Annotated in this window: 17 protein-coding genes; 9 read left to right on the top strand and 8 right to left on the bottom strand. The window is 61.9% G+C overall.

Going from position 1 to position 21619, the window contains the following annotated elements; genetic code table 11:
* Positions 1–74 precede the first annotated feature (74 nt).
* From iolG to G6N73_RS12920, 3 genes are all read right to left on the bottom strand, one after another.
* Positions 75–1076, bottom strand: coding sequence for an inositol 2-dehydrogenase (gene iolG, locus G6N73_RS12930; RefSeq protein WP_165028141.1), 1002 nt, complete (start codon positions 1074–1076; stop codon positions 75–77).
* Between the two features lie 57 nt (positions 1077–1133).
* A complete protein-coding gene (locus G6N73_RS12925; protein WP_165028139.1) occupies positions 1134–1955 on the bottom strand; it encodes a TIM barrel protein in 822 nt (273 codons plus the stop codon).
* A 131-nt stretch (positions 1956–2086) separates the two neighbouring features.
* Entirely contained in the window at positions 2087–3118 is a 1032-nt protein-coding gene (locus G6N73_RS12920) for a LacI family DNA-binding transcriptional regulator (protein WP_165028137.1), read from the bottom strand.
* Positions 3119–3268: 150 nt separating this feature from the next.
* On the opposite strand from G6N73_RS12920, the gene G6N73_RS12915 reads away from it, so the two are divergent.
* The 8 genes from G6N73_RS12915 (at position 3269) to G6N73_RS12880 (ending at position 10967) form a co-directional block, all read left to right on the top strand.
* The gene (locus tag G6N73_RS12915) at positions 3269–4378 is read left to right on the top strand and encodes a fatty acid desaturase family protein (protein ID WP_165028135.1); all 1110 of its coding nucleotides are present in this window, start codon (positions 3269–3271) and stop codon (positions 4376–4378) included.
* Positions 4379–4455: 77 nt separating this feature from the next.
* Positions 4456–4770, top strand: coding sequence for a MocE family 2Fe-2S type ferredoxin (locus tag G6N73_RS12910; protein WP_165028133.1), 315 nt, complete (start codon positions 4456–4458; stop codon positions 4768–4770).
* Entirely contained in the window at positions 4767–6005 is a 1239-nt protein-coding gene (locus tag G6N73_RS12905) for an NAD(P)/FAD-dependent oxidoreductase (RefSeq protein ID WP_165028131.1), read from the top strand. The genes G6N73_RS12910 and G6N73_RS12905 overlap by 4 nt, the downstream gene beginning before the upstream one ends.
* A 25-nt stretch (positions 6006–6030) precedes the next feature.
* Positions 6031–6831 carry a 3-methyl-2-oxobutanoate hydroxymethyltransferase gene (locus tag G6N73_RS12900; RefSeq protein ID WP_165028129.1) on the top strand — a complete coding sequence of 267 codons (801 nt, stop codon included), beginning with the start codon at positions 6031–6033 and terminating at the stop codon, positions 6829–6831.
* 237 nt (positions 6832–7068) lie between these two features.
* On the top strand, positions 7069–8010 hold the full coding sequence (locus tag G6N73_RS12895) for a sugar ABC transporter substrate-binding protein (RefSeq protein WP_165028127.1): 942 nt from the start codon (positions 7069–7071) through the stop codon (positions 8008–8010).
* A gap of 84 nt (positions 8011–8094) precedes the next feature.
* Positions 8095–9648: a sugar ABC transporter ATP-binding protein gene (locus G6N73_RS12890; protein ID WP_246251987.1), complete on the top strand. Its 1554-nt coding sequence runs from the start codon at positions 8095–8097 to the stop codon at positions 9646–9648.
* Between the two features lie 30 nt (positions 9649–9678).
* Positions 9679–10707, top strand: a complete 1029-nt coding sequence (locus G6N73_RS12885; protein WP_165028125.1) for an ABC transporter permease — start codon at positions 9679–9681, stop codon at positions 10705–10707.
* Between the two features lie 53 nt (positions 10708–10760).
* Positions 10761–10967 (top strand): helix-turn-helix domain-containing protein, encoded by a 207-nt coding sequence (locus tag G6N73_RS12880; protein WP_165028123.1) that lies wholly within the window; start codon positions 10761–10763, stop codon positions 10965–10967.
* Between the two features lie 567 nt (positions 10968–11534).
* Here the strand turns inward: G6N73_RS12880 and G6N73_RS12875 are convergent.
* From G6N73_RS12875 to G6N73_RS12860, 4 genes are all read right to left on the bottom strand, one after another.
* On the bottom strand, positions 11535–12356 hold the full coding sequence (locus tag G6N73_RS12875; protein WP_165028121.1) for a TIM barrel protein: 822 nt from the start codon (positions 12354–12356) through the stop codon (positions 11535–11537).
* 1159 nt (positions 12357–13515) lie between these two features.
* Entirely contained in the window at positions 13516–14829 is a 1314-nt protein-coding gene (locus G6N73_RS12870) for an HlyD family type I secretion periplasmic adaptor subunit (protein WP_165028119.1), read from the bottom strand.
* Between the two features lie 27 nt (positions 14830–14856).
* Complete coding sequence (locus G6N73_RS12865) at positions 14857–16575, bottom strand: type I secretion system permease/ATPase (protein WP_281352876.1); 1719 nt, start codon at positions 16573–16575, stop codon at positions 14857–14859.
* 404 nt (positions 16576–16979) lie between these two features.
* The gene (locus G6N73_RS12860; RefSeq protein WP_165028117.1) at positions 16980–17825 is read right to left on the bottom strand and encodes a calcium-binding protein; all 846 of its coding nucleotides are present in this window, start codon (positions 17823–17825) and stop codon (positions 16980–16982) included.
* 765 nt (positions 17826–18590) lie between these two features.
* Here G6N73_RS12860 and G6N73_RS12855 point away from each other — a divergent pair.
* Positions 18591–19535: a LysR substrate-binding domain-containing protein gene (locus tag G6N73_RS12855; RefSeq protein WP_165028115.1), complete on the top strand. Its 945-nt coding sequence runs from the start codon at positions 18591–18593 to the stop codon at positions 19533–19535.
* A gap of 566 nt (positions 19536–20101) precedes the next feature.
* On the opposite strand, the gene G6N73_RS12850 is transcribed toward G6N73_RS12855, so the two are convergent.
* Positions 20102–21619: phosphate acyltransferase (locus tag G6N73_RS12850; protein ID WP_165028113.1), on the bottom strand; the 1518-nt coding region annotated here is incomplete at its 5' end.

Below are 21619 nucleotides of genomic sequence, written 5' to 3'. Positions count from 1 at the left end.
GAAGGCCGCCAGCGATCATCCGGAGCATGGAGAAAGAGCTTTTCAGAATTCCGAACTGAACGGCAATGGGCGCCTCATCCAAACGGCTCGACTCGCACCGTCTTGCCCTCCTTCGCCGACCTCAACGCGGCCTCCGCCAGCGTCAGCGCCACCAGCCCGTCATGGCCGCTGGGCGACGCCTTCGCGCGGGATTTCACGGCTGAGATGAAGCTAGCGATCTCGTTGGCGTAGGCATCGAGGTAGCGGGTCATGAAGAAGTCGTGCAGGGGCGGGCGGGTGTAGCCCTGTCCGTTGGCGATCTCGATCGACACGGGGCGCTGGTTCTCGGAGGCAATCATGCCTTTAGAGCCGTGCACCTCGATGCGTTGGTCGTAGCCGTAGGTGGCGCGCCGCGAATTCGAGATGAGGCACTGCTTGCCGGAAGCTGTCGACAGGATGACGCTGGCGCTGTCGAAATCGCCGAGCTCGCCGATCTTCTTGTCGACCAGCACCGAGGCATGCGCCGACACCGAGGCCGGCTCCTCGCCGAGCAGGAAGCGCGCCATGTCGAAATCGTGGATCGTCATGTCGCGGAATATGCCGCCGGAACGGGTGATGTAGTCGTAGGGCGGCGGGCCCGGGTCACGCGAGGTGATGGTCACCATCTCGACCTTGCCGATGGCGCCGTCGTCGATCGCCTTGCGGACGGCCATGAAATGCGGGTCGAAGCGGCGGTTGAAGCCAACCATCAGCGTAGCGCCGGTCTTTTCGACCACGGTGAGGCATTCCTTGACCCGCTTCACGTCAAGGTCGATCGGCTTTTCGCAGAACACAGCCTTGCCTGCCGCGGCGAAGCGCTCGATCAGGTCGGCATGAGTGTCGGTCGGCGTACAGATGACGACGGCATCGATGTCTGGCGATTCCTCGATCTCGTCGATGGAGCGCACTTCTGCGCCATAGGCCGCCGCGAGGTCGCTGGCCGTCTTCTCGAAGGCATCCGCCACCGCCACCAGCCGCGCCTGCGGGTTCAATCCCACCGCCTTCGCGTGAACCTTGCCGATGCGCCCGGCTCCAAGCAGTGCAAAACCGATCGTCATTCCCTCACCTCGTGAAGCAGTGTTGTGCCCTACTCAGCTGCATCGCTTCGCGACTTTTTACAGCCGAGCTCGAATGAAAGCGATGCTGTCGGCGAGCGCTCGTGTGGGATCTTCGAGCGTATGGACGGCGGGCGAGAACGGCTCGAAGGAGAGCGGGCCGGCATAACCCGCGCTCAGCAAGGTGCGGATCTGGCCGACATTGTCGAGGCGGTCGTTCTCGTCCACGAGCACGCGATGCGGGTCGCGCATGTCGTCGACCTGCACGTCCTTGTCGGTGACGCCCGAAATATGGACGAGACCAGTCATGTCCGCGAACAGGGCGGGCTCGCCGGCGAGATGATGATGAAACGTGTCATGCACCAGCTTAAAGGCTCCGATGCCGTCGATGTCCGTTATCGCTTCCGCCGCCTCGTGCTTGGAGCGCAGGGAGCAGGCGGCGAAGCCCAGCGGCTCGACCAGGCCGAGCACCCCCCGGTCGCGCAGGATCGACTTCAGGGCGCGGAGCGCGGTCCTAATGTTCTGCTGGCGCTCGCCATCCGCGCGTCCCGAACCGTCATTGACGGGAACGAGGACCAGCGCGGCCGCGCCGGCGGCCTTTGCGTAATCGGCGAGTTCGATCGCCTCGGCCTCGCGGGCCGGCGTCCAATCGTTGAAGCGCTGCAACGCGTTGATGCTGATCAGCGACACTTCCGCATCGCGGGCCTGGCTGCCGATTTCGGCGGCCGGCGTTCCGTCGATGATGGCGTTGCCAGCAAGGTCGTTGCGGATTTCCGCCTGCGCCGCCCCCACCTTGCGGCAGAGCGCGAAGAATGCGTCGGGGCGCAGCGAGGGCGCCACCATGTGGTTCAACGCGAAAGACGGCGATCGAACAGCCGGCATGATTTCCTCCCTTTTTCTGACGCCGGTCGCTGCCCCGGCGCGGCTGCCGGTCCATCGTCCAGCGGCCGGAGACAGTCAACACAAATCGTGATGATTTTTCATCATTTCTGATAGATTTTCTCGCAGATAACCTAAATGTTTTCCGGCAGGTAGATGTCGAAGGGCAGGAAAGTCTGCCCCGGCGCGTTAGCCGCTCCGTCCTTGATGGCGTGTGCCATGAGATCAACGAGTTCGCGGCACAGCCGCGCCAGCGGCGTCCCGATCACCATGGTGACGATGTTGTCGGCGAGTGCGGCGCGCGACTCCGGCGTGATCTCGTTGCAGATCATGACCGGGTGATGGGCAGGCATGGCTATTCTCATCGCCGAAATGGCTCCCTCCATGCCGCCGCCGGCTATGTAGCATCCGACGAGATCGGGATGCCTTTCGAGCAGGTCGAGCATCGCCTGGTGGGTCAAGTCGGCCGTCTCGAGATTGACCAGCGTCTCCAGCACCGTGAAGTCGGGCGCGTGCTCCCGGAAATAGGCGCGTACGCCGATCTCGCGCAGTTCGTGGCCGTGAAAGCGGTGACTGCCGACGAACACCGCGACCTTGCCGGGCCGCCTAGCGCACTTGGCGATCATCCACGCGGCGGTGCGTCCAACTTTGCGGTTATTGAGACCCACATAGCCCTCCCGAACGCCGGGAGCGAAGTCGGACAGGAGCGAAAAAACTGGAATACCGCGCGCCTTCAGTCTCTCCACGGCGGCCGTGACCGTCGGATGATCGGGGCTGACCAACGCGACTGCATTCGTCTTCGCCGCGAGTTTGTCCAGATGGGCGACGATGTCCTCAGGAGCCTGGCTTGACCAGAAGTCGACGACCGGAACGCCGCGAAACCGAGGCGCCTGAAGCGTCGCGGTCTCCAACTCGCGCTCGAACTCCTGATAGAAATGCTGCTCGGGCTTCTGGAGAAGAAAACCCAGCCGGTATTCCGGGAGATCCTGGCGAATGCGCTGCTTGATCAAGCCCGCGGCGTGATAGCCGATGACGGTGGCCGCCTCGTAGACCCGCTGTGCGGTCTCCTCGCGCACCGGAAGGCGGCTGTTCAAGACCCTGTCCACAGTCGCCACGCTGACCCCGGATGCGCGGGCCACATCCGAGATTGTCGGTCGCTTGGCCAAGGCTGCTCTCCATTACGGCGGTTTCAACGCAATGATATTAAATGATAGAAAAATTGCAAGCTGTATTGAGCGTTATGATGGCATTTGGTAGTTTCTATTCCGCCGGATGAGAGGTTTCAATCTCTTCATTCGGCTTCAAGGGAGGTCATGATGAGCGCTACCGCCGCGGCCGGCGACTATCGGCCGACGAAACGCGACTATAGCCTGATCGGACGCGACGCGCAGCGCGCGGTCGAGACGGGCCTCGCGGCGGCGGCGTGGTACCATACCGCGATTCCACGCAAGCAGATGAAGGAGCTGATGAAGCGGGAGGACGGTCCCGCCATCCGCGACACCATCATTTGGCTGGGCGCCCTGATCGCGGGCGGGGCGGGCGGAGCCTATTTCTGGGGAAGCTGGTGGTGCGTTCCCTTCTTCTTCATCTGCGGCGTCCTTTACGGTTCGGCGACAGATTCCCGCTGGCATGAGTGCGGCCATGGGACCGCGTTCAAGACGCAGTGGATGAACGACGCGGTCTACCAGGTCGCCTGCTTCATGATCATGCGCAATCCGGTGACCTGGCGCTGGAGCCACACGCGCCATCATACCGACACCGTGATCGTCGGCCGCGATCCCGAAATCGCGGTGATGCGGCCGCCGGACCTGTTGCGGCTGGTGCTGAATTGTTTCGGCATCGTGGACGTCTGGCACGCGATGGTCGACATGTTGCGCAACACGGCGGGGCGGCTGAGCGCGGCGGAGCAAACCTTTATCCCGGAAATGGAGCAGCCGAAGGCGATCCTAGTCGCCCGCATCTGGACAGCCATTTACTTCGCGACGATCGCGCTGGCGCTTTATCTGGGCTCGTTGCTGCCGCTGATGCTCGTCGGCCTGCCCCGTCTCTACGGGGCCTGGCACCATGTGATGACCGGCCTGCTGCAGCATGGCGGGCTCGCCGACAACGTCACCGATCATCGGCTGAACAGCCGCTCGGTCCTGATGAATCCGGTGAGCCGCTTCATCTACTGGAACATGAACTATCATGTCGAGCATCACATGTTCCCTATGGTGCCGTACCACGCGCTGCCGAAGCTGCACGAACTGATCAAGCACGACCTGCCGGCGACGTCGCCGTCCATCCTTGCCGGCTACCGCGAGATGTTGCCGGCCTTCCTGCGCCAGCTTCGCAACGAAGATTATTTCATCAAGCGCGAGCTGCCGCCGACGGCGCGGCCGTATCGCGAAGAGTTCCACGCCGAAACCAGGGTTGCCGCGGAATAACAGCCTCCCAAGGCTATGGAGGCGGCGCCCGCGCCGCCTCCGACTTAGACCCAGACAGTGTATCCAGGGAGATGAACGTGACGGATTGGATTGAGGCGTGTGGCGCCGGCGACATCGACGAAGAGGATGTGATCCGCTTCGACCATGGCGGGCGAACGTTTGCGATTTATCGCAGCCCGGACGACGAATATTTCGCCACCGACGGCCTCTGCACGCACGAGAAGGTCCACCTGGCTGACGGCCTCGTCATGGATGAAATCATCGAGTGCCCAAAACACAATGGCCGCTTCAACTACAAGACAGGCGCCGCGAAAGGCGCGCCGGTCTGCCTCAACCTCAGGACTTATCCGGTCAAGTTGGAAGCCGGAAAGGTCTACCTCCAGATCGGATGACAGCCATGGACGCCGGAATGGTCATCATCGGGGCAGGGGAGTGCGGCGGACGCGCGGCGCTGGCCTTGCGCGAACACGGCTATGACGGCCCGATCTCCCTCATCGGCGAGGAGGCGCACCTGCCCTACGAGCGGCCGCCGCTGTCCAAGGAGGCGATTGTCGGCGCCGATGTGCCCGTCGCGAAGACGATCCTCACTGCCGAAAGGGTCGCCGATGCCGGCATCGAGTTCATCGGCAGCAGCCGAGCCGTGGCGATCGACCGCGCCGCCAAAAACGTCCGGCTCGCGGACGGCCGCGCTCTTGCCTACGACAAGCTTTTGCTAGCGACAGGCGCCGTTCCGCGTCGCCTGTCGCTCGCGGTCGCCGGTCCGCGTGTGGCCTATCTGCGCACCTTTGACGACGCTCTGGCGATCCGCGCACGGCTCACGCCCGGCAGCCGGGTCGTGATCGTCGGGGGCGGCTTCATCGGACTGGAGCTGGCAGCGTCGGCGCGCAAACGGGGCGCGGCGGTAACAGTGCTCGAGGCGCAGCCGCGTATCCTGATGCGCGGCGTGCCAGCCGACATAGCGGCGACCGTCCACGCGCTGCATGCCGATAACGGCGTCGAGATCGCCTGCGGCGAAGGCATCGCCGCCATCCGGGACGATGGCGATGTCAGGATCAGGCTCGCGAACGAACGCGTCATCGAGGCGGACCTCGTCGTCATCGGCATAGGCGCGGCTCCGGTAACGGCGCTCGCCGAAAGCGCCGGGCTTGCGATCGACAACGGCATCGCCGTCGACGGCCGGCTGCGGACTTCGGACGCGCACATCTTCGCTGCCGGCGATTGCTGCTCCTTCCCGCTGGCGATTTATGGCGGGCGGCGGGTGCGGCTGGAAGCCTGGCGCAACGCTCAGGAGCAGGGGGCGCTGGCGGCGCGCAACATGCTCGGCGCCGAACTCGAACACACCGCCGTGCCGTGGTTCTGGTCGGATCAATACGAATTCAGCTTGCAGATCGCCGGCCTTGCCGAGGGGGCTTCGAGCGCGGTGCGACGCGATCTCGGCGGCGGCGCCTTCATCCTGTTCCATCTTGCCGCGGACGGACAGCTGCTTTCGGCCAGCGGCATCGGCCCCGGCAATGCCGTGGCCCGCGACATTCGCCTGGCCGAAATGCTGATCGCGAGGCAGGCGCGGCCTGACCCGTCGGAACTGACTTCATCCGACGTGAAGCTCAAGAAATTGCTGGCGGCATGATCGCGAACAAGGGGAGGTGCAGCCGGTGAGCAGGCAAAGACCGACAGTGGCGGATATACGCGCCATGAAAGGCAAGTACCAGTTCACGATGATCCGCGTGGAAACGCTGGACGAGCTGGAGGCTGCCGAGAAGGCCAGGATCGACATGGTTTCGGTGCCGCCGGAGATGATGCTCCTTCCGCATTTCCGCGAGGTGGCGCCGAGCCTTTTCGCGGTGCCGGGCGTTAATTTCTTTGACGTCGGCACGGCCGACGATTTCGTGCGCTGGGCCTTTCGGCTGTTCAAGGCGAGCGCCGACGCCGTCTATTGCAGCGCCAGCCTCGCGACGGTGAAGCGACTCGCAGACGAAGCCATCCCGGTGATCGGCCATGTCGGACTGATCCCGTCGCGCGCCACTTGGACGGGCGGCTTCAAGGCCGTCGGCAAGACAGCCGAAAGCGCCCGCAAGATCTTCGAGGCGGTGAAAGCCTACGAAGCCGTCGGCGCCTTCGGCGCAGAAATCGAGGTCGTGCCGACGGAGGTCGCGGCCGCGATCAGCGAACGCACGTCTCTGTTCATGGTTTCCATGGGCGCCGGAACCGGCTGCGATTGCCAATATCTTTTCGGCGATGACCTATTGGGCCAGAATCGCGGCCATGTGCCCAGGCACGCCAAGGCCTATCGCAACTTCGCAGCCGAGTTAGACCGCCTGCAACGCGAGCGCATCGCGGCGTTCTCCGAGTTTGCCGCCGAGGTGCGCAGCGGCGCCTATCCCGAACAGCGCCATGTCGTCGGCATCGAAGCCGGCGAATTGCGGCGCTTCCTAGAAAGCCTGCCCGTCTCATGAAAACTCATGCCGAAAGCCGCATCGGGGGGCCGCGCCGGGCACGGTCAAGCCGCATCTGGAGAACCTCTTCAACGGCCACAAGTCCTTGGAGGCCACGGGCAAGTGAATTTGGAATTCGTCACGGCATGCAGCTGAGGCCTTCGCGCCGTGGCAATTGCCGTTTCGATACGGCCCCCTAGCCGGGGGAGTTCCGGGAGGATCGGGCGCACCGGACGCCTTTAAGATGGAGGAACAGACATGAAGAAACTGCTTTTGGGCGCCACCATCTCGGCGCTGATGACGACATCGGCCCTTGCCGAGAACATCGGCGTGTCGATGGCGCTGTTCGACGACAATTTCCTGACCGTGCTGCGCAACGGCATGATCGATTACGCCAAGACGCTGGACGGCGTGACCCTGCAGGTGGAGGACGCCCAGAACGACGTCGCCAAGCAGCAGAGCCAGATCCAGAACTTCATCGCGGCCGGGGTCGATGCGATCATCGTCAATCCCGCCGATACCGACGCGACGACCGCGATGTCGAAGATCGCGGCGGAGGCCGGCATCCCGCTTGTTTATGTCAACCGCGAGCCGGTCAATGTGAACGAACTGCCGGAAAAGCAGGCGTTTGTCGCGTCGAACGAAGTCGAGTCGGGAACCCTGGAGACGAAGGAAATCTGCCGGCTGCTCAAGGAAGCAGGCAAGACCGAAGCCAATATTGTCGTGATGATGGGCGAACTGTCCAACCAGGCCGCCCGCCAGCGCACCCAGGACATCCATGACGTGATTGCTACGCCTGAGTGCTCGTTCATGAAGATTGTGGAGGAGCAGACCGCCAACTGGTCGCGCACGCAGGGCGCCGACCTGATGACCAACTGGCTTTCGGCGGGACTGCAGTTCGACGCGGTGGTGGCCAACAATGACGAGATGGCGATCGGCGCCATCCAGGCCATGAAGGCGGCCGGCATGGACATGAAGGACGTTCTGGTGGGCGGCGTCGACGCCACCCAGGACGCGTTGGCAGCGGTGGCCGCAGGCGACCTCGACGTGACCGTGTTCCAGAATGCAGCCGGCCAGGGCAAGGGATCGGTCGACGCTGCGCTGAAGCTCGCCAAGGGCGAGGCGGTCGAGACGAAGGTCTACATCCCCTTCGAACTGGTAACGCCCGCCAATCTGGCGGATTACCAGGCCAAGAACTAAACCCGCATTCGACGCTCCGGAACGCGTGATGCAGCGCGTTCCGGAAGCCTCTCACCGAGGCTGCCCCGGGAGGAGAAGAGCGCCATGCCTAACCCAGCAACTGTCAGTCCCCCGACAATGGCCGCCGTGCGCGCCAGCGGCGCGGTTCCCAACGCCGAATACCTGCTGACCGTGGAGAATGTCCGCAAGGAATTTCCAGGCGTGCTGGCGCTCGACGACGTGTCCTTGAGGCTAAGGCGCGGCACGATCCACGCGCTCATGGGCGAGAACGGCGCCGGCAAATCTACGCTCATGAAGATCCTTGCCGGTATCTACACGCCCGATAGGGGCGAGGTCCGGCTGAAGGGCGTGCCGATCCGCCTGCAGTCGCCGCTCGATGCGCTGGAAAACGGCATCGCCATGATCCATCAGGAACTCAACCTGATGCCGTTCATGACGGTGGCGGAGAACATCTGGATTCGCCGCGAACCGCTGAACGGGTTCGGCCTCGTCGACCATCGACGCATGCGGCGCATGACCGCCGATCTGTTCAAGCGGCTGAACATCGGCATCGATCCGGAATCACAGGTCCGCGACCTCTCGGTGGCCAATCGACAGATGGTCGAGATCGCCAAGGCGGTGTCCTACGAATCCGACGTGCTCATCATGGATGAGCCGACCTCGGCGCTGACCGAGCGGGAAGTCGCCCATCTCTTCGAGATCATCCGCGATCTGCGCAGCCAGGGCATCGGCATCGTCTACATCACCCACAAGATGAACGAGCTGTTCGAGATCGCCGACGAAGTTTCGGTGTTCCGCGACGGCCGCTACATCGGTACGCACAAATCGAGCGACGTTACCCGCGAGGACATCATCCGCATGATGGTCGGCCGGGAAATCACTCAGATGTTCCCGAAGGAAACCGTGCTGATCGGCGAGACGGTGCTTTCGGTCAAGAACCTTTCTCTGAATGGCATTTTCACCGATGTTTCGTTCGAGGTCAGGGCCGGCGAGATCCTGGGCATTGCCGGTCTGGTCGGATCGGGGAGGTCCAATGTCGCCGAGACCATTTTCGGTGTGACGCCGGCCACCGGCGGCTCGATCGAAATCCGCGGCAGGCCGGTGAGGATCGATTCGCCCACCACCGCCATCCGCGAGGGCATGGCGTTCATCACGGAGGACCGCAAGGAAACCGGGTGTCTGCTCATCCTCGACGTACTCGAGAACATGCAGATTGCGGTGCTGCAGGACCGTTTCGTCAGGGGCGGTTTCGTTTCCGAGCGCGAAGTCTCTGCGGCCTGCGAGACAATGGCTGACAAATTGCGGGTGAAGACGCCTAACCTCTACGAGCGGGTCGAGAACCTGTCCGGCGGCAATCAGCAGAAGGTGCTGATCGGCCGCTGGCTGCTCACCAAGCCCCGCATCCTCATCCTCGACGAACCGACGCGCGGCATCGATGTCGGTGCCAAGGCGGAGATCCACCGCCTGGTATCCGTGCTCGCCAAGGACGGCGTGGCCGTCATCATGATCTCGTCGGAAATGCCGGAGGTGCTCGGCATGAGCGACCGCATCATGGTCATGCACGAAGGCCGGGTGACCGGCTTCCTGGATCACGCTGAAGCGGACCAGGTCAAGGTGATGGAACTTGCGGCGCGATAGAAGCGTCCGCCCCAACGGGGAGGAAAAGACATGACAACCGAACACACTGCCAACCAGGCGAGCCTGGCTCCTGTGCAAGTGAAGACGAAGCGCCGGCTGCCCTCCGAAATCAACATTCTCCTGGTGCTGATCGGCATTGCGATCGTCTATGAGATCCTCGGCTGGATGTTCGTCGGCCAGAGCTTCCTCATGAACCAGCAGCGGCTGACCATTATGATCCTGCAGGTCTCCGTGATCGGCATCATCGCTGTAGGGGTCACGCAGGTCATTATCACCGGCGGCATCGATCTCTCGTCGGGCTCGGTGGTCGGCATGACAGCGATGATCGCTGCGAGCTTCGCGCAGTCCGCGGCATGGACGCGGGCGGTCTATCCCTCGCTGACCGACCTGCCGTTCATCGTGCCCATGCTCGTCGGCCTCGGGATCGGCCTGCTGGCCGGCCTCATCAATGGATGGCTGATCGCCTATACCAGGATACCGCCCTTCATCGCGACGCTCGGCATGATGGTGTCGGCGCGCGGTGTCTCGAAATGGTACACCAAAGGGCAGCCCGTCTCCGGTCTCACCGATGACTTCACCTTCATCGGCACGGGCATCTGGCCGGTTGTGGTGTTCCTCACCGTCGCGGCGATCTTTCATGTCGCGCTCCGCTACACGCGCTACGGCAAGTTCACCTACGCCATTGGCGCCAACGTGCAGGCAGCGCGCGTTTCCGGCATCAATGTCGAGCGGCACCTTATCAAGGTCTATGCAATCGCTGGCCTGCTGGCGGGACTTGCGGGCATCGTCACGGCGGCGCGCGCCCAGACCGCGCAGGCGGGCATGGGCGTGATGTACGAACTGGATGCTATCGCGGCGGCCGTCATCGGCGGGGCGTCGCTCGCCGGCGGCGTCGGCCGCATCACCGGTACGGTTATAGGCACGATCATCCTCGGTGTGATGACTTCAGGCTTCACCTTCCTGAGGGTCGACGCCTACTACCAGGAGATCGTCAAGGGCATGATCATCATCGCGGCCGTCGTGGTCGACGTTTACCGCCAGAAGAAGCGCAAGACCTGACGGGGCGGCCGCGCGGCCGCGGCGGTTCTCACCCTGGGCAAGGAGCAGTAGACATGGCATACGAACCGGCGATCGGGATCGAACGTCTGGGTACTGTAAAGGAAATCGCTCAGGCAGCGAGCGTCGGCGTCGCGACCGTGCACCGCGTCCTGAAGGGGCAGCCAAAGGTCTCACCTTCCACGTCGCGAACAGTGTTGGCCGCGGTCCGGAAGATCAACGAACAGAAGATAAGCCTTGCCCGGGGCAGCCAGGGCAGCTGACCGGAATGGCTCGGCAGCGGGTTGTCCATTCGAGGCTCTCCGCAAAGGCCATGGGTGTGCTACCTCGGGCTCGTGTCGATGAAAGGTTTTCCATCGCCTCTCGCCCTGGAAGGATATGGGCTGCAGTGCTTGGGGCACTGTTCCGGCGAAAGGTTTGGGAACTGATTGCCGACTGGCATCCCGCTTCAGTCTTTGGTTCAGGCGCTCTTGTCTGTCACGAGCAGGTCTGCTGCCAACAGCAAAAGCTCGATCGACAGGTCCGTCGTCTTGCTCAGGAAAATGAGTCCTGCCCCGCCCGGCAATCGCGACGAGCTCGGGGGAAATGGCCGCTTTAACTTTGCAGTGTTTTCGGGCGGCTTGAAGAATTCGAAAAATCGAAAAGTTTGTTGAAACATAACGATGATCCGCTGGCCTATTCAACCTCGCATGGTTTGGCCCGCGACATCCTGATCATCGGTTGAGACGCGTGCATGGCCAAGATTGCCCCCACTTTTTGTGTCTCCGAAACGCCGTCCTGTGGACAGCCGATGCCTAGCGTTCCAGGCTTTCGTAGATTTACTCGGCGTCTCACACCGACTCTCGCGTCATTAGCCCGTATCGGATGAAATCGATGCTGGCGGCAAGTGCGCCTGCGAGGTCGTCCGGCGCGTGGACTTCCTCGGTTAGTTCGAACGAGAAGGGGCCGGCATAGCCGCCGTCAAGCAGCGCCCGGATTTGGCTGCCATTGTCGGGGCCGATTAGGACGCGATGCGGGTCGCGTATGTCCGAAATCCGGAAGGTCGGGTCATTCACGCCGGAAATGTGCACGAGACCGGTCAGCTCGCTGAAGAAGAGCGTCTCCCCGGCGAGGGCGTGGTGGAACGTGTCGTGCACGAGGCGGAAGACGGACTGGCCATCGACCGCGGCAATGGCCTCAGCCGCTTCCTTCTTCGATCGAAGCGAGCAGGTCTGGAAGCCCAACGGCTCGATGAGACCGATCAGGCCGCGGGGCTCGAGGATCGGCTTGAGCGCCTTCAAGGCGACGCGGAGATCGCCCTGGCGCTCGCCATTGGCGGGCCACGAGCCGTCGTTGACCGGCACCAGCACGAGCGTCTTCGCGCCGCAGGCTGCCGCATAGTCGGCGAGTTTGTTCGCCTCGGCCTCGCACGCGGGAGTCCACTCATTGAAGCGCTGCAAGGTGTTGACGGAGATAATCGTGACGCCCGCTTCGGCGGCGGCAGACCGGACGTCCGCCGCCGGCACGCCACGTGTAATAGCATTGCTGCCGAGATGGTTGCGGATGTCGACGTCTCTCAGGCCCAGGTCGCGGGCAAGCGCGAAAAATGCCCTGACGTCAAGTCGGGGCGCTGCCATCTGGTCGAGTGCAAAGCGGGGCGATGCTTGGCGCATGGCTTGGCCTTCCTTCCATGAAGCACGAATGTCGTTCTCGGCTGACCGGCTTCCACCGCGCCGCAGCCTTCGGCGACCGCGCAAGTTGCGCCACAAGTTGGACGTGGTGGCGAGTGGCAGCTCACGTTCTCAGCAGACCGGTTCTTCCGACCGAGGTTTTCGTATCCGCTATTCTCTACAATTGGCAAAATCGATTGTTTCGATGGAATGCAATCCACACGATGGATACATGCGTTCCATGCACCTGTAATTGCCCGGGAGAGGACTACGCTTCAGCGGGTCGCGCCCCTACGCCGACCCCACTACACTTCGAGGATGGACTGAAGGCGCCCGATTTCTTCGGGCTCAATGAAAAAGTCGGAGCATTGCCTCGTCTCTGACACCGCTCAGGCAGCCCGTGAGCAACCGCGCAGCGATTTCTTCGGCCTCATTCGCGGAGGTGCCATCCGACGGCCTCGCGCGGTATTAGGCAAAGCGCCAAAGGTCGACTGACAGGGCACCATCGACGACCGGCTTTATGGGCTTTGGCCACTGTATGGTCCGGCACAATACAAAAAGGAGTATTGTCGTCGCTGGAGCAGTGACAATGCTCCAGGGCGAGACCTCGCGGCAGATCTCTCGCTAAGATGTTGGGCCATGTCCAACCGGACGTTGCGCAGCCGCAGTAACCGCCAACACGCAGAACAACGAGTTGATTGTCGGGGGTTCAAGCGATCTCTGGGATGATCACGTCCTTCCGGCTCTTGCAGTGTCATGCATGAGGTTGGCGCTTCCCGCATCGCACCGGCAATTGCGGGCGGCGCCCATGCCTTCGTGATCATCGGCTATCCGATCGCGCTTGCGGCAAAGTCGCTAGGTGCTTCGACCTATGCGGCGACGGCGTCGATGTCCGCCCCATCTAAAGCGTCACCCATCCGACAGGCAAGATCCGACGTTGCGACAACGCTCTCGACAAACGGCATTCGCTGTCGCCGAAGCTGCAGAGCTAACGCGACGAGGAGGTTTAGATCAAGGCCTTAACGCTCTGCGAGGAGAAACGGATTGAGGACACCTCCTTTGCCGCTGAAGTACGGGGACGACAATCGGAATTGCCTGCCTTAGCCTTGCCAATTCAACGCTTCGCAAAACAAAGACTTCAGCAGCGAAAAGGTCTAATTGTCTATTCCTCGCGGAATGCCCGACTGATTTGGTCGGACAGCGGCTTCACAAGATAAGAAAGCGCCGTACGCTCGCCCGTCTGGACCATTGCTTCGGCCGGCATGCCCGGCACGAGCGTCAGGTCCTTGAGCTTCGTCAGTTCCGCAGGCGGAACCGATAGGCGCACCAGGTAATAGGAAATCCCGGTTTTTTCGTCTGTGGCCAGATCGGCTGCGATCCGGCTGACATATCCGTTCAATTCCGGCGTGGTTCTCAGATTGAAGGCTGACATCCGCAGCACGGCCTTGTGACCAAGCTGGATTTGGTCGATGTCCTTTGGGGTGATCCGTACTTCCAGCGCGAGATCGTCGCCTTCCGGCACAATGAGCATAACCGGATCGGCGGGCGTGACCACTTCGCCAATCGTATGAACTGCGAGTTGTTGAATGGTGCCTGACTGCGGCGCGACAATATCGATCCGTCGCAGTTCGTCTTCAGCCGCCACCTTGCGCTCGACATATTCACCAACTTGCGCCTGAACCTCTCTGAGCTCCTGGCCGACTTCCGTCTTGAGATCCTGGTCGATCTGCAGGATCTGCAGGCGCGTTTCGGTTATGCGGCCTGCCGTCTGTGCCTGATAGGCAATCTTCTCACCGCGTTCGCCGCCGAAAGTGGCAACCTGCGTCTTCAGGCTATTCAAGCGTTGGTCCGAGACAATGCCTTGGTCGCGCAGCCCACTCAAGGCAGCAATTTCCTTTTGGAGAATCTCGATACCTTTCTCATAGGCAATTTGCTGCGCCTTGAGTCCCTCGATCTCGTGCTCATATTGAGTGATGCGTTCCGCTAGCTGGGCCCGCCTTCCTTCGCGGGATTGTCTGCGGAATTCGAACAGCCGCGTCTCGCTATGTATTGCCGAAGCTACGTCCGGAACATCTCCGCGGGCGAGCAGCCAGTCCGGGAAGGCGATCTCCGCCAGATCGTCACGCTCAGCTTCGAGTCGTGTCAGCCGGGCGGCCAACTCGTCGAGGCGCTTGGTGACGATGGCGAGATTGGCGCGTGTCTGGGTGGCATCGAGCCGCATGAGGATGTCGCCGGCCTTTACCCTGTCGCCTTCGCGCACCAGGATTTCTCCCACCACCCCGCCGGTCGGGTGCTGCACCTTCTTCACATAGGAATCGACGACAAAGTGTCCGGACGCGACGACCGCACCGGAGAGATTCGTGACGGCGGCCCAGGCTCCGGCTCCTCCGACAAAGATCACGCTCGCCAGAAGGCCCGCCAACAGGTGGCGGCGAATGGAGGCGGAAACGTCATTGTTCTGATCAATGCCGGACATCGGCCCCTCCATTTCAGCGCTCCCATGTTATCCCGTGTAGACACGGTGGCCTTTGAGGCCAGCGTCTGGTGCCGTCGCTGCCCCCTTCAGCACCTTGGACAGCGCTTCATCACGCGGACCGAAGGCTCGCTGCCGTCCACCTTCCATCATCAACACGTAATCTACGGCGCGGATGGCGCTCGGCCGATGGGCGACGACAACCGCAATGCCCTTACGCTCGCGCACGGAGGCGATCGCCTTAACGACGGCTGCTTCGCCTTCCGCATCGAGATTGGCATTGGGTTCATCGAGCACAACAAGGAAAGGGTCGCGATAGAGAGCACGGGCAAGACCGATACGCTGACGCTGCCCAGCGGAAAGTGCCGATCCGGCCTCACCGATCGGAGTTTCGTAACCGTGCTCAAATCGGAGGATCAGTTCGTGGGTGCCCGCTGACTTCGCCGCCGCGACAATAGCCTCGGGGTCAGGATTAACTTCAAAACGAGCGATGTTTTCGGCAATTGTGCCGTCGAACAGTTCAACGCCTTGCGGCAGATAGCCGATATGACGGCCTAATGCCTCCCGGTCCCATTGATCGAGGCTTGCGCTGTCGATGCGAACCTTTCCGGCGGCCGGCGCCCATGCGCCGACGATGGCGCGCGAGAGTGTCGACTTGCCGGAACCCGATGCACCGATGACCCCGAGTGCGCTTCCCGCCTGAACGGCAAACGCAAGACCCGTCACGGTCGGCTTCCTTTCGCCGGGCGGAACGATTGTCACCCCTTCGACGCGCAGTTCGCGCTCAGGTGCAGGCATTGGCATAACGGGAGCGGTTTCAGGAATCTTTGTCAGGAGGTCCTCCAGCCGCGCCCAACTTTGGCGCGCCATGAGGAAGGGCTTCCAGCTTGAAATGGCCAGATCGACCGGAGCCAGCGCACGTCCCATCATGATCGAGCTGGCAATCATGACCCCGGCCGTAGCCTCCTGCCTGATGACAAGGTACGCGCCGACGGCAAGAATGGCCGATTGCAGCATCACGCGCAGCGACTTTGCAATGCCAGCGAGCCCGCCTGCCACGTCCCCGGCTTTCCGGTTGGCGGCCAGATACTTGGCATTGGCCTTGTGCCATCGGGCAGCGATCCGCTTTCCAAGACCGAGAGCTTGCACCACCTCGGCATTGCGGCGCGCCGCTTCCAGCAGACCATTGCGTACCATGTTGTGGGCAATGGTATCGCGTATCGGCCGTTGCGAGAGAGCGTTGGTAAGAAGTGTCAAAGATGTGAGGACGATCGCCCCGATAAGCGCCGTCATGCCGATCCAGAAATGAAAGAGGAAGCAAATGCCAAGATAAAGCAGCATCCATGGCAGATCGAAGAACGCCGTCGGGCCGTTTCCACCCAAGAATCCGCGAACATTGTCGAGATCGCGAAGCGGCTGCAAGCCGTCGCCCGGCATGCGCGTTGAAAGCGGAAGGCGAACGATCGCATCGTGAACGCGTCCGGAAAACTGTCCATCGAAACGCTCGCCGATCCGCAGAAGCACGCGGGCGCGCAGAATGTCGAGCAGGCATTGGAACGCATAAAGCCCCGCAGCAAGCACGACGAGCCCCACCAGCGTCGGTACGCTGCCACTTGCCAGAACGCGGTCGTAGACCTGCAGCATGAAAAGCGGCGAAATCAGCGCAAGCATGTTGACCACGCCACTGATCAATAAAATTCCCCAAATAGTGGAAGTCAGAGGGAAAGCTTTCAAAGCTGAAATGTTCAAGGAATGGTTACTCAGGGAGGTCTGCGTTAACAAAGCATTGTGAGGTCTGGCGATCCAGCACCGCGTAGTGCTGACCGAACGGGCCCACGATACTGACCGCATCCGCTCCCTGATCCATAGATCAGTGCTCCGCGCCGAATATGTTTGGTCCCGGCATTGGATGGAGCGGATCAACAACACTGTCCGGCTGAAGCTTTGGAAGGGCAACGTCATCGTCACCGGCACAAGGGGCCCCAGGGAGCCTTACCGCCTCGACACCTTCAGGTAGGATTCGGCCCACGACCAGCGCGACGCACAGGGCTTCATCAAGCTCAACCGCCACGCCTGCTCCCAGGCGCCACGGCCAGCGGCAAGTAGCGCCCGCCGCGGGTGGCGGGCGCGCGGTTCCGTATGGGTTTTCCGGATCAAACGAAGGTGAAGTCCGCCGCGGTCAGGCCTGCGCCGGCCAGGTCGGCCAAGCTGAACAAACCACTCTGGTTGGCGAAACTCACGTGGGCGAATTCATGCGCGTGATCGTCGGAGGTGACATAGGCCAGATTCGCGACTCTGGTGATGCCATCGTTGTATTGGTAGACGATGATGTCGCCGGCGGTCTCGCCTGAGATCGCACTCGCGGCGGCAGAGGCAGAGGTGAAAGGTTGGTCGGTGATCACCACGACGTGCTCGCCATTCGCACCCGAGGCCGCACCGCTGTAAAAGCTGCTCACCGGATAGCCCGACTGTACGCTGGCATTGTTGATGAAGTTCGCTCCAAAACCGTCGTTGTAGAGGCCCACCGCATCGAAAGCGAAAGTGTCCTCCTTCGGGTCGAAATCGACAATAGTGGTAATGTCCGGCGTCAAGAACCTCGGTTCGAGCCCAGGCATTGGATTGTCGAGCCCAGGCATTGGATTGTGGAACTGGAACACGAAAGTGTCATTGTCGGCGCCGCCGGACAGAAAGTCCCTGCCGTCACCCACGTAGAGGACATCGTCGCCGGGACCGCCGTAGAGCTTGTCATTGTCCTCACCGGCGATGCGCGGTTTGTTGCGGCCGTTGTCGCCGGAGAGATCGTCGTTGCCCTCTTCGCCGAAGATCTGGTCATTGCCCTCGCCGCCGATGGCTCGATCACTGCCCTCGCCGGCCGAGATGGTGTCGTTGCCTCGACGAGCGTCGATCCAATCATTGCCCTTGGGATCCATGATCAGGTCGTCAGCCTCGCTGCCGAAGAGGGCTTCGGAACCCGGGCCACCCCGGATAAGCTTTTCCATGGCAAATACTCCTTATGAAGCACCCCTACCTGACGCCTTCATATTCCTCATCGGACAATTTGGGTAATCGATTGCCTTGATGGATTACATTTACACGATGGATGTATCCTGCACTTCGGTTCCTGCTTAGCAGGTGATGGCCCCGCTGGCGGCGGGCGACGCTGGTCGTCCAGGCAATCGATCCTGAGGATTCGACGCGTCAAACCGGACAAGGCAAGATTTCGATAACGGGGCTATCCTCGTCACGCTTTACTTAGACACACCTTCTTTAGAGCAGGGCGTGGAATAGGTTAGTCTTGAGTCACGCTGCGCATTCTTACGTCGCAGCCTTCCTGTGAGCTGGCCCTGGAAGCACGCTTCGGTCCGTGGTCCGCGCACAAGCTGCCAACCAACGCAATATCGATGTGCCCAGCTCATGGCGCGTTCGACTCCGGTCGGCGACAGTAAGTCAGAGCGTATGGAAAGACCTCATCTATGTTGCTGTTTTCTTGAGGTAAGCGCCTACGCATGGGGAGCTTGTCGCGTCGAGCCGCCGCGATGTAGATTGCGTAGATAACCGAAGAATCTAGCCGCGATGAACATGCGACTCGTTTGATGTCCGGCGTGCGCCGGAAGGCGTACACGAGGAATTGCTCCTCGGAGCCAAAACAAACATCGATAACTTTCCTTAGGATTACATCCTTGGAATCCTGCTATGGGACGTTCTGCAGAATCGGCGAAATCGTTTTTCGATGAAATGCATCCACACTATGGATAGGTGAAGACGTGCGTTTCAAAGGGCTTGATCTAAATCTCCTCGTCGTGCTCGACGCACTGCTGAACGAGCGCAATCTCACGGCGGCGGCACGCAGCATCAACCTAAGTCAGCCGGCCATGAGTGCGGCCGTCGCCCGGCTGCGTGACTATTTCCACGATGAACTGTTTACGATGAGCGGCCGCGAACGTATTCTGACACCGCGTGCAGGAGCACTCGCCCCCGCAGTTCGCGACGCACTCTTGCGCATCCAGGGCTCGATTATTTCTTGGGATCCGTTTGACCCAGCTCAATCCGACCGACGCTTCAGGATCATTGTTTCCGATTTCGTCACGCTCGTGTTTTTTGAAAAGGTCGTGGCGCGTGTGGCACGGGAAGCACCCGCCGTCAGCTTCGAATTGCTGCCTATCGACGACAGCCCCGATGAGCTTCTCCGGCGCGGTGACGTCGACTTTCTAATTCTTCCGGATCTGTTCAAGTCGAGCGCGCATTCAACAGTGGCGCTGTTCGACGAGACGCTCGTGTGCGTGGGCTGTCCCACGAACAAGCAGCTGCCAAGGCAGCTGACATTCGAGAGATACATGTCGATGAGGCATGTTGCGGTCAGGTTCGGGCGTATGGGGAAGCCCTCCATCGAGGAATGGTTTTTGCTCGAGCATGGTCTTAAGAGACGTGTCGAGGTCGCCGTGCAGGGCTTCAGCATGATCCCGCCTATGGTATCAGGCACAGATCGTATAGCGACCATGCCCTTGCGGCTGGTCAAGCATTTCGAAAATTCGTTCCCCCTGAAGATCGTCGAACTTCCGCTGCCACTTCCCGGATTTACCGAGACCCTCCAATGGCCGGCTCTTCACAACAGTGATCCGGCAAGCATCTGGATGCGGGACATAATGTTGCAGGAGGCGTCCCGCATGGCTACTCCGCGCAAGACCCCGGGACGTCGCACGCGCTCCTAGGTTTACTCAGCGCCTCACGCCGACTCTCATGTTCCCTGTCAAGACGAGGGAGAGAGATCGGCTGCTCGGCAGCTGTTGCGAGCGGCTGAAGCTGCACGAAACGAGTGGAGCTCGGAGACGACGGTTGATCAGTCTCTCATCCGCGGGTTGAGTGCCGCCTTCCGTGTCTTCAGCTCGGGGCCGTCCTTGGTCTGGGAGCAGGAGTTGTGTGCGTCAAGTTCAGCACAATGGCCTGGAATCGACGTCGGCGCGTTTCGCCGCGCAGCCTCCTGGCTGACCGTCGAGACCGAGAAAGATTGCGTCGTCATATTTGCGCAGGGCAGCGACCCGCCGGGATTGCCGCTGCGGCAAGCTCGGCTTCGAGTTGCCGGCAGAGCCTGCTGTCGGCGAGAGCCGGCGCGGCGGTCGCAACGGTGAGCACGACAGCTCCCAGCGCAAAGGCTCGTCTCAGCGTTCGCCTGCCCGCCGCCATCCGTGCCGACCCCTCCCGCCGTTCGCCAATCACGCGAATCCCGATGCGGAAGGTTAGCTGTTTCTTCGGCGCCTGGCCATTTGGGGCCCGCCGCTCAACCCGTCCTCAGCGTCGCGACGGCCTTCTGCGAGGCCTCCACCACAGCCAGGGCCGTCATGTTGACGATGCCGCGCGAGGTCACCGACGGCGTCAGTATGTGCGCCGGCTTGTCCGTGCCGAGCAGAATCGGCCCGACATGCAGCGCATCCATCATCTGCTTGACCGTGGTGAGCGCAATGTTGGCTGAATCGAGGTTCGGGAATACCAGCAGGTTGGCTTCCCCCTTCAGAGCCGAATGCGGAAAGACGCGCTGGCGCAGCAATTCCGACAGCGCCGAATCGGCATGCATTTCGCCATCGCTCTGCAGGTCCGGGGCGATCTTTTTCAGGATCTCCGCCGCCTCCCGCATCTTCAGCGCGCTCGGCGAATCGCGTGAGCCGAAATTCGAGTGCGACAGCAGCGCCGCCTTCGGCTCGATGCCGAAGCGGCTGATTTCCTCGGCCGCCAGCACCGTCATTTCGGCAATCTCTTCCGCCGTTGGATCCACGCTCACATAGGTATCGGTGAAGAAGGTGGCGCCGCGCGTCGAGATAAGCATCGAAAGCGCGGAGAGATCGCGGTCGCGGACGCCTTCGCGGGGTCCGATGATCAGCGTGACGTTGCGCAGATGGCGCTCGAACCGGCCTTCCAGCCCGCAGATCATCGCATGCGCGTCGCCCCGCTTCAGCGCGAGCGCTGCGATCACGGTGGTATTCGTGCGCACCAGGGTGCGTGCGGCTTCCTGCGTCACCCCGCGGCGGCCGCCCAATTCGATCAGGAGGTCGACATAGTGGCGGTAGCGCGGGTCGTCCTCTGGGTTGACCAGTTCGAAATCGGTTCCCGACCTGATGCGAAGCCCGTAGCGTTTCAGCCGCACGTCGACGACATGCGGCCGCCCGATCAGGATGGGCTCGGCGATGCCTTCCTCGATCACCACCTGGGCGGCGCGAAGGACCCGCTCATCCTCGCCGTCGGCATAGATGACCCGCTTCGATGCCGCCGTCTTGGCCGTCGAGAACACCGGCTTCATCACCAGGCCGGAGCGGAAGACAAAGCGGTTGAGCCGGTCGACATAGGCGGGAAAATCGGTGATTGGGCGCGTGGCGACGCCGGTCTCGCACGCCGCCTTGGCCACCGCCGGCGCGATCCTCAGGATCAGTCGGGGGTCGAAGGGCGAGGGGATGAGGAAATCCGGGCCGAAGGTTGGCGTCTCGCCGGAATAGGCGCGGGCGGCGACATCGGACGGTTCCTCCCGCGCCAAGGCTGCGATGGCCTTCACCGCCGCCATTTTCATCGCCTCGTTGATGGCGCTCGCGCCACAATCCAGCGCCCCGCGAAAGATATAAGGAAAGCAGAGTACGTTGTTGACCTGGTTGGGAAAATCCGAACGCCCGGTGCAGATCATCGCGTCCGGCCGTGCCGCGCGAGCCTCCTCCGGCATGATCTCGGGGTTCGGATTGGCGAGCGCCAGGATCAGCGGCTTTTCCGCCATGTGCTTCAACAGTTCGGGCTTCAGCACCCCGGCAGCCGACAA

Origin of the sequence: Allomesorhizobium camelthorni, from assembly GCF_011045125.1 — a bacterium.
Classification (GTDB): Bacteria; Pseudomonadota; Alphaproteobacteria; order Rhizobiales; family Rhizobiaceae; genus Allomesorhizobium; species Allomesorhizobium camelthorni.
This window is presented reverse-complemented; position numbering and strand designations above follow the sequence as displayed.

What these genes read in the sequence shown, in the direction of transcription:
- iolG (WP_165028141.1), bottom strand. Translation starts at nt 1,076, where the DNA reads ATGACGATCGGTTTTGCACTGCTTGGAGCCGGGCGCATCGGCAAGGTT.
- G6N73_RS12925 (WP_165028139.1), bottom strand. Translation starts at nt 1,955, where the DNA reads ATGCCGGCTGTTCGATCGCCGTCTTTCGCGTTGAACCACATGGTGGCG.
- G6N73_RS12915 (WP_165028135.1), top strand. Translation starts at nt 3,269, where the DNA reads ATGAGCGCTACCGCCGCGGCCGGCGACTATCGGCCGACGAAACGCGAC.
- G6N73_RS12905 (WP_165028131.1), top strand. Translation starts at nt 4,767, where the DNA reads ATGACAGCCATGGACGCCGGAATGGTCATCATCGGGGCAGGGGAGTGC.
- G6N73_RS12895 (WP_165028127.1), top strand. Translation starts at nt 7,069, where the DNA reads ATGAAGAAACTGCTTTTGGGCGCCACCATCTCGGCGCTGATGACGACA.
- G6N73_RS12890 (WP_246251987.1), top strand. Translation starts at nt 8,095, where the DNA reads ATGCCTAACCCAGCAACTGTCAGTCCCCCGACAATGGCCGCCGTGCGC.
- G6N73_RS12885 (WP_165028125.1), top strand. Translation starts at nt 9,679, where the DNA reads ATGACAACCGAACACACTGCCAACCAGGCGAGCCTGGCTCCTGTGCAA.
- G6N73_RS12880 (WP_165028123.1), top strand. Translation starts at nt 10,761, where the DNA reads ATGGCATACGAACCGGCGATCGGGATCGAACGTCTGGGTACTGTAAAG.
- G6N73_RS12875 (WP_165028121.1), bottom strand. Translation starts at nt 12,356, where the DNA reads ATGCGCCAAGCATCGCCCCGCTTTGCACTCGACCAGATGGCAGCGCCC.
- G6N73_RS12870 (WP_165028119.1), bottom strand. Translation starts at nt 14,829, where the DNA reads ATGTCCGGCATTGATCAGAACAATGACGTTTCCGCCTCCATTCGCCGC.
- G6N73_RS12860 (WP_165028117.1), bottom strand. Translation starts at nt 17,825, where the DNA reads ATGGAAAAGCTTATCCGGGGTGGCCCGGGTTCCGAAGCCCTCTTCGGC.